At 62.5% G+C, this 16,077-nt stretch carries 15 protein-coding genes; 11 read left to right on the top strand and 4 right to left on the bottom strand.

All coding sequences use genetic code 11. The features are described 5' to 3' along the window. Positions 1-217: 217 nt before the first annotated feature. Positions 218-418, bottom strand: a complete 201-nt coding sequence (locus tag TU75_RS07610; protein ID WP_003231079.1) for a hypothetical protein — start codon at positions 416-418, stop codon at positions 218-220. Between the two features lie 517 nt (positions 419-935). Between TU75_RS07610 and pcaR the strand changes: the two genes are divergently transcribed. From pcaR to pcaC, 11 genes are all read left to right on the top strand, one after another. Continuing rightward, positions 936-1,778 (top strand): pca regulon transcriptional regulator PcaR, encoded by an 843-nt coding sequence (gene pcaR / locus TU75_RS07605; RefSeq protein ID WP_015371448.1) that lies wholly within the window; start codon positions 936-938, stop codon positions 1,776-1,778. A 145-nt stretch (positions 1,779-1,923) separates the two neighbouring features. Beyond that, a complete protein-coding gene (gene pcaK / locus TU75_RS07600; RefSeq protein ID WP_015371449.1) occupies positions 1,924-3,264 on the top strand; it encodes a 4-hydroxybenzoate transporter PcaK in 1,341 nt (446 codons plus the stop codon). A gap of 257 nt (positions 3,265-3,521) precedes the next feature. Beyond that, positions 3,522-4,379 carry a CoA transferase subunit A gene (locus TU75_RS07595; RefSeq protein WP_003231072.1) on the top strand — a complete coding sequence of 286 codons (858 nt, stop codon included), beginning with the start codon at positions 3,522-3,524 and terminating at the stop codon, positions 4,377-4,379. Beyond that, positions 4,379-5,158 (top strand): CoA-transferase subunit beta, encoded by a 780-nt coding sequence (locus tag TU75_RS07590; protein WP_003231070.1) that lies wholly within the window; start codon positions 4,379-4,381, stop codon positions 5,156-5,158. Before TU75_RS07595 ends, TU75_RS07590 begins: the two co-directional genes overlap by 1 nt. Further along, positions 5,155-6,357 (top strand): 3-oxoadipyl-CoA thiolase, encoded by a 1,203-nt coding sequence (gene pcaF / locus TU75_RS07585; protein WP_169895932.1) that lies wholly within the window; start codon positions 5,155-5,157, stop codon positions 6,355-6,357. Before TU75_RS07590 ends, pcaF begins: the two co-directional genes overlap by 4 nt. A 17-nt stretch (positions 6,358-6,374) precedes the next feature. Next, complete coding sequence (pcaH, locus tag TU75_RS07580) at positions 6,375-7,079, top strand: protocatechuate 3,4-dioxygenase subunit beta (RefSeq protein WP_003231064.1); 705 nt, start codon at positions 6,375-6,377, stop codon at positions 7,077-7,079. 1 nt (position 7,080) lies between these two features. Further along, positions 7,081-7,647: a protocatechuate 3,4-dioxygenase subunit alpha gene (pcaG, locus tag TU75_RS07575; protein ID WP_003231062.1), complete on the top strand. Its 567-nt coding sequence runs from the start codon at positions 7,081-7,083 to the stop codon at positions 7,645-7,647. 188 nt (positions 7,648-7,835) lie between these two features. Next, positions 7,836-9,131 carry an MFS family transporter gene (locus TU75_RS07570; RefSeq protein WP_060548593.1) on the top strand — a complete coding sequence of 432 codons (1,296 nt, stop codon included), beginning with the start codon at positions 7,836-7,838 and terminating at the stop codon, positions 9,129-9,131. Positions 9,132-9,141: 10 nt separating this feature from the next. Continuing rightward, positions 9,142-10,506, top strand: a complete 1,365-nt coding sequence (locus TU75_RS07565; protein ID WP_060548592.1) for a 3-carboxy-cis,cis-muconate cycloisomerase — start codon at positions 9,142-9,144, stop codon at positions 10,504-10,506. Positions 10,507-10,516: 10 nt separating this feature from the next. Then, positions 10,517-11,308 (top strand): 3-oxoadipate enol-lactonase, encoded by a 792-nt coding sequence (gene pcaD / locus TU75_RS07560; RefSeq protein ID WP_060548591.1) that lies wholly within the window; start codon positions 10,517-10,519, stop codon positions 11,306-11,308. A 292-nt stretch (positions 11,309-11,600) separates the two neighbouring features. Then, positions 11,601-11,999, top strand: coding sequence for a 4-carboxymuconolactone decarboxylase (pcaC, locus tag TU75_RS07555; RefSeq protein ID WP_015371454.1), 399 nt, complete (start codon positions 11,601-11,603; stop codon positions 11,997-11,999). 129 nt (positions 12,000-12,128) lie between these two features. On the opposite strand, the gene TU75_RS07550 is transcribed toward pcaC, so the two are convergent. The 3 genes from TU75_RS07550 to TU75_RS07540 all read right to left on the bottom strand — a co-directional run bounded on the left by TU75_RS07550 (position 12,129) and on the right by TU75_RS07540 (position 16,013). Further along, complete coding sequence (locus TU75_RS07550) at positions 12,129-13,013, bottom strand: polysaccharide deacetylase family protein (protein ID WP_060548590.1); 885 nt, start codon at positions 13,011-13,013, stop codon at positions 12,129-12,131. A gap of 128 nt (positions 13,014-13,141) precedes the next feature. After that, entirely contained in the window at positions 13,142-14,605 is a 1,464-nt protein-coding gene (locus TU75_RS07545; RefSeq protein ID WP_231982016.1) for a M91 family zinc metallopeptidase, read from the bottom strand. A 157-nt stretch (positions 14,606-14,762) separates the two neighbouring features. After that, entirely contained in the window at positions 14,763-16,013 is a 1,251-nt protein-coding gene (locus tag TU75_RS07540) for an OprD family porin (RefSeq protein WP_060548588.1), read from the bottom strand. Positions 16,014-16,077: the final 64 nt, after the last annotated feature.

Below are 16,077 nucleotides of genomic sequence, written 5' to 3'. Positions count from 1 at the left end.
CATCCCAGCGTTTCCGGGGCTTTGACAAGTCGTTGATTTATAACGCGCGGGGCTGCAACGGCGCGGTTTTGTCACAAAATCGTCACTTCTGAAACATTTGTATGAAAATTCCCAGCGCGCCGTAGGTCGCTAGCTCAAATGTAGGAAAAGACAGGTGTTCTCAGCCGACACTCGACCGACAAAGACTGCAACACCCTGACCACTCACGCCGAAGGCCTTATGACTCTTCGGCCTTGAGTTCCTGTTCGATCTTCTCGATTTCCTGGGCAAATGCCTGATCAAGCAAGCTGGCGCGCTTGCGCCAAGGCTTGCGCTCTGGCTCGGGCTGCGCGGCGTAGGTGGTGACTTCCCCGCCGTAAACGTCCTTGTAACGTTGTTCCTGGCGCTCAAGTTCCGCGCGCAGTTCGTCTTTCGTCACATTTATTACCTGATTGAGTTGAGTTTAATTAGCGTGCAGCACTAAGGCAGAAACTCGCGCAACGATGCCAAATTGAACAGTTGAACCGTTCACCTTGAACATTAATGCGCGATAAGACTTCGTTTAAAACCTTGCTATAACAGGCAATGCACGTCTTGGGCGCTGCCTGGCGAGCTCCAAAGCCGATACGGGTACCGGGTTGACCTCTGCACAGGCAGCATTATAGCGGTGCATTTGAATAACACTACCGGCATAAAGTTAAAAACCCGCAACTTCGTGTGAGACTTTTGTTACGCGCGAGTCGGTAGTGGCTAAAAAGCCGACTTCATAACTAATTGTTTTTACCGCCGTGGAAGATGGCTTGAATTAAGGTGCCATCGTCAGGCAAATTGCGATAATCGACTGCTCGTCCGATAATCGCCCAATGACGCCGACCTCGCCTTGTCTGCCGTGGCGGTGCGGTTTGTAATAGCCAGCAGCCCTCCCTGCGCTTGCAGAATAAGAGAAAGGATCCGAAATGAATGACCAATTGCGTAACGCCTTCGCATCGGTGGCGCCGCCCATCGTGGCTTCACCGGCCAAGCGCATCCAGGCGTTCACTGGCGATCCGGACTTCATGACCTCCCTGGCCCGGGGGCTTGCGGTGGTGCAGGCATTCCAGGAGCGCAAACGCCATCTGACCATCGCCCAGATCAGCCACCGCACCGAAATCCCCCGCGCCGCCGTGCGCCGGTGTCTGCACACGCTGATCAAGCTCGGCTACGCCACCACCGATGGGCGCACCTATTCGCTGTTGCCCAAAGTGCTGACCCTGGGCCACGCCTATTTGTCGTCGACCCCGCTGGCCGTGTCCGCCCAGCCGTACCTGGACCGCATGAGCGAGCAACTGCACGAAGCCTGCAACATGGCCACGCTCGAAGGCGACGACATCCTCTACATTGCCCGCTCCGCCACCACGCAACGCCTGATTTCGGTAGACCTGTCGGTGGGCGGGCGCTTGCCGGCCTACTGCACCTCCATGGGCCGCATCCTCCTGGCGGCGCTGGACGACGCCTCGCTGCAGGATTACCTCGACCATGCCGACCTGCCCACCAAGACCAGTCGCACCCTGACCACCCCCCAAGCGCTGTTCGAATGCCTGCAACAGGTACGCCAGCAAGGCTGGTGCATCGTCGATCAGGAACTCGAGCAAGGCCTGCGTTCCATCGCCGTGCCGGTGTACGACGCCTCCGGCCAGGTATTGGCCGCGCTTAATGTCAGCACCCATGCCGGGCGTGTCAGCCGCAGTGAGCTGGAGCAGCGTTTCCTGCCGAGCATGCTCACGGCCAGTCGCGAATTGAGTACGCAACTGTTTGCCTAAGCTGTTCGATGACCGCACAGATCCGCGCGGGATGAATTGACGGTGTTTGCCCGCGCTTATTAATGTGCGGCAGCGCTCTCGGGCGCATCCAACAATAATGACGACCTCAGGTCGTTGTCCCGCCATCGGTGTGGAAATAACAATAATGACGCAACCTTCTGTCGGCACCCCTCTGGACGTCCAGTCCTTCATCAATGCCCAGCCACTGTCACGCTACCAGTGGCGTGTGGTGATCCTGTGTTTCCTGATTGTCTTCCTCGATGGCCTCGACACGGCCGCCATGGGCTTTATCGCGCCGGCACTGTCCCAGGACTGGGGCATCGACCGCGCCAGCCTCGGCCCGGTGATGAGCGCCGCGTTGATCGGCATGGTGTTCGGCGCTCTGGGCTCCGGGCCGCTGGCGGATCGCTTCGGCCGCAAGGTGGTGCTGGTGAGTGCGGTGCTGGTGTTCGGCGCCTTCAGCCTGGCGTCGGCCTACAGCTCGAATGTCGACCAATTGCTGGTGCTGCGCTTTCTCACCGGGCTGGGCCTGGGCGCCGGCATGCCGAATGCCACCACGCTGTTGTCCGAATACACCCCTGAGCGCCACAAGTCACTGCTGGTGACCAGCATGTTCTGCGGCTTCAATCTGGGCATGGCCGGTGGCGGATTTATCTCGGCCAAGCTGATTCCGGCATTCGGCTGGCACGCCTTGTTGATGATCGGCGGCATCCTGCCGTTGATTCTGGTGGTGGTGCTGATGCTGTGGCTGCCCGAGTCGGCACGCTACCTGGTGGTGCGCAATCGCGGCACCCACAGGGTGCGCGAAGCGCTGTCCCCCATCGCGCCCGCCATAATCGCCCAGGCCAGCGCCTTCAGTGTGCCCGAGCAGAAAACCGTCAAGGCCCGCAACGTGTTCGCGGTGATCTTCTCCGGCACCTACCGCGCCGGCACCTTGCTGCTGTGGCTCACTTACTTCATGGGCCTGGTGATTGTGTACCTGCTCACCAGTTGGCTGCCGACCCTGATGCGCGACAGTGGCGCCAGCATGGAACAGGCCGCCTTTATCGGCGCGCTGTTCCAGTTTGGCGGCGTGTTGAGTGCGGTCGGTGTGGGCTGGGCGATGGACCGCTTCAATCCGCACAAAGTCATCGGCACGTTCTACCTGCTGGCGGGGGTGTTTGCCTACGCAGTGGGGCAGAGCCTGGGCAATATCACCTTGCTGGCGACGTTGGTGCTGATTGCGGGGATGTGCGTCAACGGCGCGCAATCGGCGATGCCGTCCCTGGCCGCGCGTTTCTACCCGACCCAGGGCCGCGCCACGGGTGTGTCGTGGATGCTTGGCATTGGTCGGTTCGGCGCGATCCTTGGCGCGTGGATGGGCGCCACGTTGCTGGGCTTGGGCTGGAACTTCGAGCAGGTGCTCACCGCGCTGGTGATCCCGGCGACACTGGCCACTGCGGCCGTGCTCATCAAAGGCATGGTCAGCCATGCGGATGCCACCTGAGGGCTGGTGGCGTTTAAACAGGTGGGAGAGGGCTCGCTCCCGATTGCGGCGGATCAATCAGCACATCCGGGGCTGACACACTGCTATCGGGAGCCGGTCCCCTTCCATATTGGACCGAGTCAACTTACCAACAAGTGTTCGATTATCGAACGTTTAGTCGATTATCGGATTGTTTGGCGCCATGCCCTCGGCTTAATCTTCAGGCACTTCGGCGCCACCTCAGCGCCTTTTTCGATCCGCACCGGGAGCTCCACCCCATGGCTGACATTCTCACCCTGCGTGATGCGGTCAAGCGCTTCGTGAACGACGGTGACACCGTCGCTCTCGAAGGCTTCACCCACCTGATCCCTACGGCCGCAGGCCATGAAATCATTCGTCAGGGCAAGAAAGACCTGACGCTGGTGCGCATGACGCCCGACCTGATCTACGACCAGTTGATCGGTGCCGGCTGCGTGCGCAAGCTGATTTTCTCGTGGGGCGGCAATCCGGGGGTGGGCTCCCTGCATCGACTGCGTGATGCGGTGGAAAAACACTGGCCGCAGCCGCTGGAGATTGAAGAACACAGCCATGCCGACCTGGCCAATGCCTACGTCGCCGGCGCCTCCGGGCTGCCGTTCGCGGTGCTGCGCGCCTACGCCGGTTCCGACTTGCCCAAGGTCAACCCGCTGATCAAAACCGTGACCTGTCCGTTTACCGGCGAAGTGCTGGCGGCGGTGCCGTCGGTACGTCCGGACATCACCGTGATCCACGCGCAGAAAGCCGACCGCAAGGGTAACGTGCTGCTCTGGGGCATTCTCGGCGTGCAGAAGGAAGCCGCCCTGGCGGCCAAGCGCTGCATCGTGACCGTCGAGGAAATCGTCGATGACCTGAACGCGCCGATGAACAGCTGCGTGCTGCCGACCTGGGCCCTGACCGCCGTGTGCCATGTACCAGGCGGCGCACATCCGTCCTACGCCCACGGCTACAACGAGCGCGACAACCGTTTCTATCAGGCGTGGGACCCGATTGCCCGCGACCGTGGGACCTTTACCGCATGGATCGACGAATACATCCACGGCACTGCCGATTTCAGTGAATTCCAGGCCAGGCTGGCCGCCGCGCAGGAGGCCAAGTAATGGCTTACTCGACCAACGAAATGATGACCGTCGCCGCCGCGCGCCGCCTCAAGAACGGCTCGGTGTGCTTCGTCGGCATCGGCCTGCCGTCCAAGGCCGCCAACCTGGCACGCCTGACCTCGTCGCCCGACGTGGTGCTGATCTACGAGTCCGGCCCGATTGGCGCCAAGCCTTCCGTGTTGCCGCTGTCCATCGGCGATGGCGAACTGGCGGAAACCGCCGACACCGTGGTGCCCACCGGCGAGATTTTTCGCTACTGGCTGCAAGGCGGGCGCATCGACGTCGGCTTTCTCGGCGCGGCCCAGGTCGACCGTTTCGGCAATATCAACACCACCGTGGTCGGTGACTATCACCAGCCCAAAGTGCGCCTGCCGGGTGCCGGTGGCGCGCCGGAAATCGCCGGTTCCGCCAAGAGTGTGCTGATCATCCTCAAGCAGTCGGCACGCTCGTTTGTCGACAAGCTGGACTTCATCACCTCCGTCGGCCACGGCGAGGGCGGCGATTCACGCAAGCGCCTGGGCCTGCCGGGCGCCGGGCCCGTTGGCATTATTACCGACCTGTGCATCATGGAGCCGGAAGAGGGCAGCCATGAGTTCGTGGTCACCGCGCTGCACCCTGGGGTAACTCGCGAGCAAGTGGTGGCCGCCACCGGTTGGGCGATTCGCTTTGCCGAGCAGGTCGACACCACTGCCGAACCGACTGAGGTGGAGCTGACCGCCCTGCGTGACCTTGAAGCCCGCACGGCCGCCGCCCATGGCCAAGCGCCTGGAGAAGCCTGATGCGTGACGTCTTTATCTGTGATGCCATCCGCACCCCCATCGGCCGCTTTGGCGGTGGCCTGTCCACTGTGCGCGCCGATGACCTGGCGGCGCTGCCGATCAAAGCGCTGATGGAGCGCAACCCGTCCGTGGACTGGAGCGCGGTGGACGAGGTGTTCCTCGGCTGCGCCAACCAGGCCGGCGAAGACAACCGCAACGTCGCGCGCATGGCGCTGTTGCTGGCGGGCCTGCCGCAGAGCATTCCCGGCGTGACCCTCAACCGTTTGTGCGCCTCGGGCATGGACGCCATCGGCACCGCGTTTCGCGCTATCGCCAGCGGCGAAATGGAGCTGGCGATTGCCGGTGGCGTCGAGTCGATGTCCCGTGCGCCGTTCGTGATGGGCAAGGCCGACGCCGCGTTTTCGCGCAACATGAAGCTTGAAGACACCACCATCGGCTGGCGTTTTATCAACCCGTTGATGAAGGCCCAGTACGGCGTGGACGCAATGCCGCAGACCGCCGACAACGTCGCCGATGATTACGGTGTGTCCCGCGCCGACCAGGATGCCTTTGCCCTGCGCAGCCAACAACGCACAGCGGCTGCCCAGGCTGCCGGGTTCTTTGCCGAAGAAATCGTGCCGGTGCGGGTTGCCCATAAAAAAGGCGAAACCCTGGTGGAACACGACGAGCATCCACGGGACACCACCCTCGAAGCCCTGGCCAAACTCAAGCCGGTCAATGGCCCTGACAAGACGGTCACTGCCGGCAACGCGTCCGGTGTGAACGACGGTGCGGCGGCGCTGATTCTGGCGTCCGCCGACGCGGTGAAGAAACACGGCCTCACGGCCCGGGCCCGCGTTTTAGGCATGGCCAGCGCCGGTGTCGCGCCGCGTGTGATGGGCATCGGCCCGGTGCCGGCGGTGCGCAAGCTGGTGGAGCGCCTTGGCCTGGCCGTCAGCGACTTCGATGTGATCGAACTCAATGAAGCTTTCGCCAGCCAGGGCCTGGCGGTGCTGCGTGAGCTGGGGATTGCCGATGACGCGCCTCAGGTCAATCCGAACGGCGGCGCCATCGCCCTTGGACACCCGTTGGGCATGAGCGGTGCGCGGTTGGTACTGACAGCCCTGCATCAGTTGGAAAAAACCGGTGGCCGTAAAGGCCTGGCCACCCTGTGCGTGGGCGTCGGCCAAGGGTTGGCCCTGGCGATTGAACGCGTCTAACAAGAGAGGATGGCTCCATGAGTGACAAGCCCGGTTATCGGCGCCCGCACGCGGGCACTCAACCTGATTACCTGCACCCGGCCTATCAATCGACGAACCTGCGTTCGCCGTCCCAGCCGTTGGTGTTCCTGCCCCATTCCTTGTCGGAAATCACCGGCCCCACCCTCGGTGCCGAGCGGATCAACGAGAAGGACCACGACCTCACCGCCCAGCATGACGGCGAGCCGCAAGGCGAGCGCATCATCATTCACGGGCGTGTGCTGGATGAAAACGGTCTGCCGGTGCCGGGCATCCTGGTGGAAATCTGGCAGGCCAACGCCGCCGGGCGCTACCACCACGAGCGTGACCTGCACGACGCGCCGCTGGACCCCAACTTCACCGGCACCGGGCGCACCGTTACCGACGCCGATGGCTGGTATCAGTTCCAGACCATCAAGCCCGGCGCCTACCCGTGGGGCAACCACCACAACGCATGGCGCCCGGCGCATATCCACTTCTCGCTGTTCGGGCCGAGCGTGCTGACCCGGTTGGTGACGCAGATGTATTTCCCCGGCGACCCGCTGCTGGAATACGACCCGATCTACAACTGCGTGCCGGACACCTCGGCCAAGCAGCGTCTGATCGCCAGCTTCGACCTGGAAAAAACCATTCCTTCCTATGCCCTCGGCTACCGCTGGGACATCGTCCTGCGCGGCCGCGACGCCACGCCGATGGAGAAATGAGATGAGCCTGTATGCAACCACGTCCCACACGGTGGGGCCTTACTACCACATCGGCCTGACCTGGCTGAACCGCGAAGACTTGACCGTCGCCGCCACCCTGGGCGACCGCGTGGCGATCAGCGGGCAAGTGGTGGACGGCAACGGTGATGTCGTCAATGACGCCATGCTTGAGGTCTGGCAGGCCAACGCCGTCGGCAAGTATGACCACCCGGAGGATGAGCAGGCCAAACCCGTCGACCCGAACTTCGAAGGCTTTGGCCGCGTGCCGGTGGATGCCGAGGGGCGGTTTCGCTTTACCACGATCAAGCCGGGCAGCGTGCCGGGGCTCAAGGGCTCCATCCAGGCACCGCACCTGGTGGTGCTGGTATTCGCGCGAGGCCTGGTGAAGCACTTGCTCACGCGGATTTATTTTGCCGGTGACGCGTTGAATGGGGATGACCCGTTGCTGGCTTGTGTGCCGGCCGAGCGGCGTGGGACATTGATTGCCGAGCAGGATGCTGAGGGGGTTTATCAGTGGAATGTGATTTTGCAGGGGACGGATAAGGAGACGGTGTTTTTTGATTATTGAGTAAGGCTTGAGGGCCCCATCGGGAGCAAGCCCTCTCCCACATTTGAAGGGTGAATACAGTCAAGTGCGGGAGGGGGGCTTGCGCCCGATGAGGCCAGTCCAGGCGCACCTACCCAAAAGTCTGCTTGCGGAACATGGTTGTTGCAAAGTATGTCTAGGCTATAACCCTTTCCACTGAGTCAAAAACCATGACAACAAAAACGAGTCACTACACGGGAGAAGAACGCAGCAAACGGATCTTCGCGATTGTCGGTGCATCTACCGGCAACCTGGTCGAATGGTTCGATTTTTACGTTTACGCCTTCTGCTCCATTTACTTCGCCCCGGCATTTTTCCCGTCCGACAACCCCACGGTGCAACTGGCCAACACCGCCGGTGTGTTCGCTGCAGGGTTCCTGATGCGGCCCATCGGCGGCTGGCTGTTTGGCCGAGTGGCCGACAAACACGGGCGCAAGAGCTCGATGATGATTTCGGTGCTCATGATGTGCGCCGGCTCGCTGGTGATCGCCTTTCTGCCCACCTACAAGGACATCGGCGCCTGGGCGCCGGCGCTGCTGCTGCTGGCGCGGCTGTTCCAGGGCTTGTCGGTGGGGGGGGAATACGGCGCCACCGCGACTTACATGAGTGAAGTCGCGCTCAAGGGCCAGCGCGGTTTCTTTGCTTCGTTCCAGTACGTGACCCTGATCGGCGGGCAACTGCTGGCGGTGTTGGTGCTGGTGGTCCTGCAACAGCTTCTCAGCGAAGAAGAGTTGCGCGCCTGGGGCTGGCGGATTCCCTTCGTGATCGGCGCCATTGCCGCAGTGATCTCCCTGCTGCTGCGCCGCACGCTCAAGGAAACCACCAGCAAACAAACGCGCCAGGACAAGGACGCCGGCAGCATCGCCGCGTTGTTCCGTCACCACAAAGCGGCGTTCATCACCGTGCTGGGCTACACCGCCGGCGGCTCGCTGATTTTCTACACCTTTACCACCTACATGCAGAAGTACCTGGTGAACACCGCTGGCATGCACGCCAAAACCGCCAGCTACATCATGACCGGCGCACTGTTCGTGTACATGTGCATGCAGCCGCTGTTCGGCATGCTTTCGGACCGGATCGGCCGGCGCAATTCGATGCTCTGGTTTGGCGCCCTCGGCACCCTGTGCACGGTGCCGATCCTGCTGACCCTGAAAACCGTGACAAGCCCGTTTCTGGCGTTTGTGTTGATCGCCCTGGCGCTTGCTATCGTCAGCTTCTATACCTCGATCAGCGGGTTGGTGAAAGCCGAGATGTTCCCTCCCCATGTGCGCGCCCTTGGCGTGGGCCTGGCCTACGCCGTGGCCAACGCGATCTTCGGCGGTTCGGCGGAGTACGTGGCGCTGGGCCTCAAGTCCATGGGCATGGAAAACACCTTCTATTGGTATGTCACCGGCATGATGGCGGTGGCGTTCCTGTTCAGCCTGCGCCTGCCGAAACAGGCAGAGTACCTGCACCACGATTTGTAAGGGATCCGTTATGACGCTGCGCACGAGCAACCAATTGTTCGACGCCTACTTCACCGCCGACGGCATGGCCGAGGTGTTTTGCGACCAGGGCCGCGTGCAGGGCATGCTGGATTTCGAGGCGGCGCTGGCCCGTGCGCAGGCCCTGGTCGGGTTGATCCCGCAGGCCGCCGTCGCGCCGATTGCCCAGGCCTGCCTGGCCTCGCTGTACGACGTCGACGCCCTGGGCGTGGCGATTGCCACGGCGGGCAACTCGGCGATTCCGCTGGTCAAGGCACTGGGCAAGTTGATTGCCAGTGAAGACGCCGGGGCCGAACGCTATGTGCATTTGGGCGCGACCAGCCAGGACGTGATGGACACTGGCCTGGTGCTGCAGGTGCGCCAGGCGCTGGCTTTGATCGACGCGGACCTGGCGCGCCTGGGTGACGTGCTTGCCGCCCAGGCCCAGCGCTACGCAACGGTGCCACTGGCCGGGCGCACCTGGCTGCAACACGCCACGCCGGTCACCCTGGGGATGAAAATCGCCGGTTGGCTGGGCGCAGTGACCCGCAATCGGCAGCGTCTGGCACAGTTGAAACCACGCTTGCTGGTGCTGCAGTTCGGCGGCGCGTCCGGCACCCTGGCGGCACTGGGTGAACACGCCATGCCGGTGGCCGAGGCGCTGGCGGCAGAGTTGCAATTGGGCCTGCCCGAACAACCCTGGCATACCCAGCGTGACCGTCTGGTGGAGTTCGCTGCGGTGCTTGGCCTGATCGCCGGCAGCCTCGGCAAGCTGGGTCGCGATATCAGCCTACTGATGCAGACCGAAGCCGCTGAAGTCTTCGAACCGTCGGCGCCGGGCAAGGGCGGTTCATCCACCATGCCGCACAAACGCAACCCGGTGGGCGCCGCCGTGCTGATCAGCGCCGCCACTCGGGTGCCGGGGCTGGTGGCGACCATGTTCAGCGCCATGCCCCAGGAGCACGAACGCAGCCTGGGTTTGTGGCACGCCGAATGGGAAACCCTGCCGGATATCTGCCGGCTGGTGTCGGGTGCGCTCAAGCAGGCGTTGCTGGTGAGTGAAGGCCTAGAGGTCGATGCTGAACGCATGGCGCGTAACCTGGACCTCACTCAGGGCCTGGTGTTGGCTGAAGCGGTCAGTATCGTGCTCGCCCAACGGCTGGGCCGCGAAACCGCGCACCATCTGCTGGAGCAATGCTGCAAGCGCGCGGTCGCCGAGGGGCGGCATTTGCGCGCGGTGTTGGCCGATGAAGCGCAGATCACTGCCGAGCTGTCAGCCACTGAACTGGACCGTCTGCTCGACCCGGCGCACTACCTGGGTCAGGCCCACACCTGGGTCACCCGCGCCGTTACCGAACATTTTGCCTTGACCGCCTGAGGAGGCTGCCGTGCCCTTTGTCCAACTCGCCGACGGCGAACTGCATTACCAACTCGACGGGCCTGCCGATGCACCAGTGCTGGTGCTGTCCAACTCCCTGGGCACCGACCTGCATATGTGGGATATCCAGATACCGGCCTTCACCCGGCATTTTCGCGTGCTGCGCTGCGACACCCGTGGCCATGGCAAGTCCCTGGTCACGCCGGGGCCCTACAGCATCGAGCAACTGGGCCGCGACGTGCTGGCGCTGCTGGATGCGCTGGGTATTCACCGTGCGCATTTCTGCGGGTTGTCCATGGGCGGGCTGATCGGCCAATGGCTGGGCATCAACGCCGGCGCGCGCCTGCAGCGCCTGGTGGTGTGCAACACCGCCGCGAAGATCGGCACCCCCGAGGTGTGGGACCCACGCATCGAGACCGTGCTGCGTGACGGCGCGGCGGCGATGGTCGCGCTGCGCGATGCGTCGATTGCCCGCTGGTTCACCGCTGACTTTGCGGCGGCCAATCCGCACCAGGCGCAACAGATCACCGACATGCTCGCCAACACATCGCCCGAGGGCTACGCCGCCAACTGCGCCGCCGTGCGCGACGCGGATTTTCGCGCGCAACTGGCCTCTATCAAGGTGCCGACCCTGGTGATCGCCGGCACGGAAGACGCCGTAACACCGCCGGCCGGCGGCCACTTTATCCAGAACCATGTGAAGGGCGCCGAGTACGCCGAGTTCTATGCGGCGCACCTGTCCAACGTGCAGGCGGGCGCCGCGTTCAGCGACCGCGTTATCGAATTTCTGCTGGCCCACTGACCCAGTGATGGCTGGTCTTGCAGTGGCGAGCGGGCTTGCCCTAATGCCGTTCAGTTAAGGAAAATGTGTGGGTTTATTGTGGCGAGCGGGCTTGCCCCGCGTTGGGGTGCGAAGCGCCCCCAATCCAGCAAACGCGGTGTACCTGATACGGCTCAGCGCCTGGTTTTAGGGCTGCTGCGCAGCCCAACGCAGGACAAGCCTGCTCGCCACATGAATCTGCGCTTAACTGAACGGCATTAGGGCTTGCCACAAAAAAACCGCTCGCTACATTTGCTGTTTAGAGGAGCTGTTTGTGGACGAGAAACAACGTTATGCCGAGGGCCTCAAGGTGCGCCGCGAAGTGCTGGGCGATGCCCATGTCGATCGCAGCCTCAACGCCCTGACCGAGTTCAACGGCGAGTTTCAGGAGATGATCACCCGTCACGCCTGGGGCGATATCTGGACCCGCCCGGGCCTGCCTCGGCATACCCGCAGCCTGATCACCATCGCCATGCTGATCGGCATGAACCGCAGCGAAGAGCTGAAGCTGCACCTGCGGGCCGCCGCGAGCAATGGCGTGACCCGTGCCGAGATCAAGGAAGTGCTGATGCAGAGCGCGATCTACTGCGGGATTCCGGCGGCGAATGCGACGTTCCACCTGGCCGAATCGGTGTGGGATGAGTTGGGGGTTGAGTCACGTCAGCAAGCCTGAGTCTGAAATACCGACAAAATCTGGGAGCTGGCTTGCCTGCGATGGCATCCACTCGGTGTGCCTGATGTAACAAGGTGTCTGCATCGCAGGCAAGCCAGCTCCCACAGGAGACCTCCTGTGTTTGCAAGGTCAGTGTGAGTCGGCATCCCACACCCAATTCCACACACCTGGCAGGTGCACCGGCGCATTCACATCCTTGATCGTGCGCCTCAGCGCCGCGCGTTGCAGGGCGGCGGTGTCGGTGTAGAACGGCTCGGCGGCGGTGTTCATGCCGTTGATGCGCGCGCTGTCGAGCAGGATCTGCAGATATTCCTGCATGTGCCGCGCGGTGTAGCGGTTGATGTCATGGAAGGTCACCACCACTGGAATCACCCCATCCACCGTCGGCAGCTCGCCCAGGGCAATGTGTTCGCGCACCACCGACAGTTGCCGATAGAGGTTGGCGCGACGCCGGGGGCTGGCGTTGAAGCCCCAGATCTTGCCGTCATTGGCACTCAGGTCGGTGAGCAAGACGCTCATGCCATGGCGCTGGTAGGCGGCAAAGGTACGTTTGTCGTAGTTCCAGAACGGCGGGCGCACCAGCACGGGCGGTGCGCCGGTGATCCCGGCGATGTCTGCTGCACCCAGGGTGAGGGTGCGTTCCAGTTCGGCATCGCTCAGCCAGCGGTGGTTGGTGTGAAACGCGGTGGCGGTGTGGAAACCCAGTACATGCCCGGCGGCAAATTCACGCACCATGGTTTTGCGCCCGCGGGCACTGCCGCCGGAACGCGCCCCTTCGGTCTGCACGAAAAACACCGCCTTGATGCCCGGCAAAATCGGGTTATGCGCCAGATCAGCCAGCACTGAACGGCTCGGGTTGTTGTAGCCCGAGGCGCTGGGACCGTCATCGAAAGTGATTAAAAAGCGGATCGGCGCCTGGGCCTGCAAACGCTGCGCGGTCTGTGGCGTCAAGGCGATGGGCTGGCCGATACAGCCGCTGAGCAGAACCGACAAAAGGACAATGAGGTATTTCATGGCGGCCTTCGAAGAGGTAGGCGTCCGTGTCGTTGAGGTCCATGTGCCGGGTGAGGGCGCGTGCACGATACAGCATGCACACGCCGCGATCACCGGTATAAATGGCCGTCTGGCGGGGCGATTCAGATTCAGGCGTAACGGGTTCGCAGGAGCAGGCCCATTTCTGCATTCAATGTGTTTTCGGTAAACGGCGCGGGGTTGGTTGAAGTGGGAGGGGTGTTGGGGTCGTTGTCGAAGTCGAAGGGCGGCGCGTTGCTCACCAGGCCGACGGCTTGCAGTTCACTGTTGGGTGGGCCTGGGCGCTCGGGTTGATCGCGGGTCGGCACGCTCGCACCTGGCAGGAAGGTGCCGTTGGCGCCATTCCAGGCGTGCGCCATTTCATGGAAAAGCTGGTTGAGCGGCAAGAACAACGGATCCGTCCCGTAAACCGCGGCCGGGTTGTAGAAAATCGTGCCTTTGTCGGCCCGTGAACCCGGTACCCCATCCTTCAGGTAGCCCCACTTGGGGTCGGTGCGTTCAGCTGGAACCTGATTGTTCTGCTCAAGGTGTTGCAGCTCGGTGCTCCAGAAGAGATAGGAGTTGCCACGATTACTGGGCACGATGAGAACTGGACCGCCATTTTTCACGGCCATCTCATCAAGCGCTTTCAGCATTTTTTGCCCTTGTGGCGATGCGCGAAGCAAGGTCAGATCGTCTTCGACTCGCGCAATGAAGTCGGGTGGCCCCTGGATGCTGAAGGCTTTTCGGCCCGCGTCGGTCAGCGTCATGGGGGTGAGCGTTGAGCCTTGTGTGCCGATCAGGCGAGCTGTCGCCTGTACATGGATGCGCGCCTTGATCGCATTCGCGCACAGGGTGTTGCGCCCTTGCCCTGAGTAAAACGTGGTGCGGTCATGGCCCACCAGCAGGTCGTCACCCAGGCCGCCGTTGAGCACCGTGTGCCCGTTGCCTGCGTACAGCTGGTCATTGCCGGCACCGCCATCGAGGTGGCTCTGTTTGTTGGCAGGCCCGCTGCCTGCGTACAAGCGATCATTGCCAGCATTGCCGTACATCACCGCGTGGCCCCGGCCCCCTTTGAGTATGTCGTTGCCGTCATTGCCTTCGGCGTAGCCGGTGTCGCTGCCGAGGGTAATGTCATCATCGCCACGGCCGCCATACACGCTGGTTTTGCCGCCGCCCGCCTGAATCACGTCATTGCCGTCTTCAGCGTCGATTTCGATAAGCAGGTTGACGTTGGGGGCGACGGTAATACGGTCGTCGCCCGCTCCGGACTTCAGGTGAAGCAGAGTCGGGATATTTGAGCGGCCGTCTGGAGTGTCGAGGACGTAGTCACGACCATTTACCTGAGCGTACAGCTGGCCATCAGGGCGTTGGCTGATATGAATCCGGTCGGCGCGTTTACCTGTTTCGAGGAACAGAACATTCGCCAGTGTCTCTGGACGCTCAGGGTTTTTCAGGCCCTGGGTGAGTGCCTGACTGGCGCGCAGATTTCCATCATCCACCAGCACCTTGGTGCGGGTCTTGACACGCGGGGGGCCGGACGGCGGTTGTCCGGGCGCCATGGCGTGGTTGTGAGAAGAAGTGACTGTAGTCATGGCCTGTACCTGTATGTCGGATAAGGTGATGTGCAGCGCCGCCTTACGACGCCTGCTCTTCAGTCGTGCCAGCGCAGGGAAACGTTCATGCCTTAAATGAGCCAAGTTGCTACAAAAACAGCCACGACCCATCGGCTCGTGGCTGTTGCCGGGGGCGTTACAACAGGCTGATGGGATAGCTGACAATCAAGCGGTTTTCGTCGAACTCATTGTTGCTGTAGTCGCGCCGCATGCTGGAGTTGCGCCAGCGCATCGTCAGGTTTTTCAAGCTGCCGCTTTGCACGGTGTAGCCCAGTTCGCTTTCTCGGCCCCATTCCTTGCCATCCGTCACGCTGCCGGTATGCACATTGCTGCCGCTGATATAGCGGTTCATCAAGGTCAGCCCTGGCACGCCGAGGGCGGCAAAGTTGTAGTCGTGGCGCACCTGCCAGGATTTTTCCTCGGCGTTGTCGTAGCTCGAGTTGTAGCTGTCGTTGGCCAGGGTGCCGCCGCTGGTGCCGTTGACGCGCATCCATTGGCTGTTGCCGCTGAGTTTTTGCAGGCCCACATAGAAAGTGTTGCCGCCGTAGCGTGCGGAAAACAGGCCGGACCAGGTCTTGTTGTCCAGCTTGCCGGCGCGGGCGCTGCCGTCGTCGGTGCCGTAGAAGAACCCGAGGTTGGCGCCCAGGGTCCAGTCGCCCAAGGGCTGGCTGTGGATCAGGTTGATGAACTGCTGGCTGTAGATGTCCTTGAGCTGGGCATTCCAAAGGCCGACCTGAGTGCGTTTGTCGTTGAAGGCGTATTCGCCGCCCTGGAAGTTGAAGCGGTCGGAGGTGAACGCGGTTCTGCCGACCATCGACAGGTCAGTCATGCTGCTGTCGTCACGCGGGCTGTTGGCGCGGAACTGGCCGCCATACAGGGTCAGGCCGTCGATTTCCTTGGAGGTGATCTGCCCGCCCCGCAGGGTCTGCGGCAGGGAGCGGCCATCGTCGGCGCGCAGGATCGGCAGCACCGGCATCCATTCGCCGACCTTCAGTTCGGTTTTGGAAAGGCGCGCCTTGAACGCCACGCCCAGGCGCCCGAAGTCGTCCGCCGGACGGCCATCACGGTCCAGCGGCAGCAACTGAGTGCCACCAGTACCGCGTCCGCCATCGAGCTTGAGCGAGTACAGGCCCAGCACATCCACGCCAAAGCCTACCGTGCCCTGGGTAAAGCCGGAGCGGGCGTCGAGGATGAAACTCTGCGTCCACTCCTGCGCGCCGCCCTGGGCCTTGGTCGGGTTGGTGAAATTGCGGTTGAAGAAGAAATTGCGCACGTTGAGGTTGGCGCTGGCGTCTTCGAAAAAGCCGTGCTCCTCGGCGCAGACGGGCAGGGCAAGACTTGCGACAGCGGTTGCCAGCAATAGCTGGCGCGGGCGAAATGTGCTCATGGCGTAGGACCTGTTGTTATTGGGGTTATGCAGGTGCGCGCATGGTGCGGGGCGGGGCGGGAGC

Origin of the sequence: Pseudomonas poae (genome assembly GCF_001439785.1) — a bacterium.
Lineage (GTDB): Bacteria > Pseudomonadota > Gammaproteobacteria > Pseudomonadales > Pseudomonadaceae > Aquipseudomonas > Aquipseudomonas poae.
This window is presented reverse-complemented; position numbering and strand designations above follow the sequence as displayed.

What these genes read in the sequence shown, in the direction of transcription:
- pcaR (WP_015371448.1), top strand. Translation starts at nt 936, where the DNA reads ATGAATGACCAATTGCGTAACGCCTTCGCATCGGTGGCGCCGCCCATC.
- pcaK (WP_015371449.1), top strand. Translation starts at nt 1,924, where the DNA reads ATGACGCAACCTTCTGTCGGCACCCCTCTGGACGTCCAGTCCTTCATC.
- TU75_RS07595 (WP_003231072.1), top strand. Translation starts at nt 3,522, where the DNA reads ATGGCTGACATTCTCACCCTGCGTGATGCGGTCAAGCGCTTCGTGAAC.
- TU75_RS07590 (WP_003231070.1), top strand. Translation starts at nt 4,379, where the DNA reads ATGGCTTACTCGACCAACGAAATGATGACCGTCGCCGCCGCGCGCCGC.
- pcaH (WP_003231064.1), top strand. Translation starts at nt 6,375, where the DNA reads ATGAGTGACAAGCCCGGTTATCGGCGCCCGCACGCGGGCACTCAACCT.
- pcaG (WP_003231062.1), top strand. Translation starts at nt 7,081, where the DNA reads ATGAGCCTGTATGCAACCACGTCCCACACGGTGGGGCCTTACTACCAC.
- TU75_RS07570 (WP_060548593.1), top strand. Translation starts at nt 7,836, where the DNA reads ATGACAACAAAAACGAGTCACTACACGGGAGAAGAACGCAGCAAACGG.
- TU75_RS07565 (WP_060548592.1), top strand. Translation starts at nt 9,142, where the DNA reads ATGACGCTGCGCACGAGCAACCAATTGTTCGACGCCTACTTCACCGCC.
- TU75_RS07550 (WP_060548590.1), bottom strand. Translation starts at nt 13,013, where the DNA reads ATGAAATACCTCATTGTCCTTTTGTCGGTTCTGCTCAGCGGCTGTATC.
- TU75_RS07545 (WP_231982016.1), bottom strand. Translation starts at nt 14,605, where the DNA reads ATGACTACAGTCACTTCTTCTCACAACCACGCCATGGCGCCCGGACAA.
- TU75_RS07540 (WP_060548588.1), bottom strand. Translation starts at nt 16,013, where the DNA reads ATGAGCACATTTCGCCCGCGCCAGCTATTGCTGGCAACCGCTGTCGCA.